Source organism: Mycolicibacterium novocastrense, from assembly GCF_001570485.1.
Taxonomy (GTDB): domain Bacteria; phylum Actinomycetota; class Actinomycetes; order Mycobacteriales; family Mycobacteriaceae; genus Mycobacterium; species Mycobacterium novocastrense.
The window spans coordinates 1-1,398 of sequence record NZ_BCTA01000101.1 but is presented as its reverse complement, the minus strand read 5'-3'; the positions used below and the strand labels follow the sequence as shown (position 1 = coordinate 1,398).

Annotated in this window: 2 protein-coding genes; both read right to left on the bottom strand. The window is 63.2% G+C overall.

Going from position 1 to position 1,398, the window contains the following annotated elements; all coding sequences use genetic code 11:
• Nucleotides 1-530 precede the first annotated feature (530 nt).
• Complete coding sequence (locus RMCN_RS31760; protein ID WP_234787840.1) at nt 531-680, bottom strand: hypothetical protein; 150 nt, start codon at nt 678-680, stop codon at nt 531-533.
• Nucleotides 681-807: 127 nt separating this feature from the next.
• On the bottom strand, nt 808-1,398 hold a 591-nt coding region (locus RMCN_RS29905), incomplete at its 5' end, for a beta propeller repeat protein (protein ID WP_067396828.1).

Sequence of the window (1,398 nt, the reverse complement as noted above, 5' to 3'; positions counted from 1 at the left end):
GCGGACGGCTCTTGCTCAGTGTTCACCGGCACGTCCTTGATGTCGATCCCGTTCAACTCGTCGATGACGCGCAGTCGGCGGGGTTCACCGATGGGAAGCTTTCCGTGCGTGCAAGGCGCTTTAACAGCCCCGCCGTCGAATTGATCGCGCGCCGGCCCGAACGTTGACGGATCAGCTTAGGTTCATGCCGCATGGCTTATGGAAGCCATGGGCGGTGACCTGGCACCGGCTGACTCGGGACGGTGAAGGCGGCGAGTAACGTGGCCACGATCACATTGTCGGCGGCACGTTCATTCAACCGGCCGGCGGTGAGCTCCTCGGCGGCGCCATGAAGGACGTTGGGAAAGGTCGCCATTAGCCACATGGTTGGTAGATCGTCCCGGAAGACGCCCGCGCGACGGCCCCGTGATCCGCCCCTGCACCCGCCGGTGCGGAATCTCGTGCTGGTTGTGAATCCCAACCGGGCCTGATGGTGCGCTGCGCGGCCTGAAGAAGTGCACGATGCCGATTCATGATCTGGCATGAAGAGGTCACCAGCCGAGCAAAGTGCCGCTCGGGGGTAACCAGGTGAGGTCGACTGTGTCGAGGGTCTGTTGCGCCTCCGCCAGCGTGCGGACGAATACCGCGTCGACGAGGTCCGCACGGGTGGGGAAGTGACCGTACGGGCCACGCACTGGCATAGATCCTACTGTGTACGTACGTTGACAGCAGAACCCCTCGGATCCATTGCTGTTCGCTTGGTGTACCGCGCCTTTGTTGCCGTTTGCAGCGTCGTCAACGTCGCAGCGGGGTTGCGAGTAAGCCCGTTCATGGTGCGTCGAAGGTGTAGAACGTCTCGAAGGTGGTTGCACTGTCGGTCGAGCGGTGGATGCCCTTCTCGGTCGCAACGAACACCAGGCCTCGCCCCGCTGCCAACACAGCCTGCGGGCGCTCACCCAGATCGCGTTGCGCTTGCCACGTTGCCCCCGAATCTTGGCTGGCATACACCATCCCGGTCGGGGTAACCCCGATCAAGGGTCCTTCGTCGGGCCAACTCAGCAAGATCAGAGGGGGTGTGCCGACGACAGGTGTGAAGGTCTTAGCCTGGTCGACGCTGCGCAACATGCCCGTGCCGGTCGTGGCGAGGACGCCGTTGGGGTCGGTGGGTGACACCGCGATGTCGACGGCGCTGATCTCCGCACGTCGATCCCAGGTCTTTTTGTCTGCGGTTACCATCACCGATCGGGTTCCGCTGTCGAGTCCAAAGAGCAGTCCATGCCGGTAGTCGAGGGAATGGAAATCGGCCTCGCCGGTCATCGACAGTGTGTGCCAGGTTTGGCCGCCGTCGGTGCTTTCGATCAAACCAAGGTTCGGTGGAGCGTCGCGGCTGTCTGCGCCGGGATGCCCACTGCCCAGGAA

Coding starts and splice junctions, on each gene's coding strand:
- RMCN_RS31760 (WP_234787840.1), bottom strand. CDS start 680: ATGCCAGTGCGTGGCCCGTACGGTCACTTCCCCACCCGTGCGGACCTC.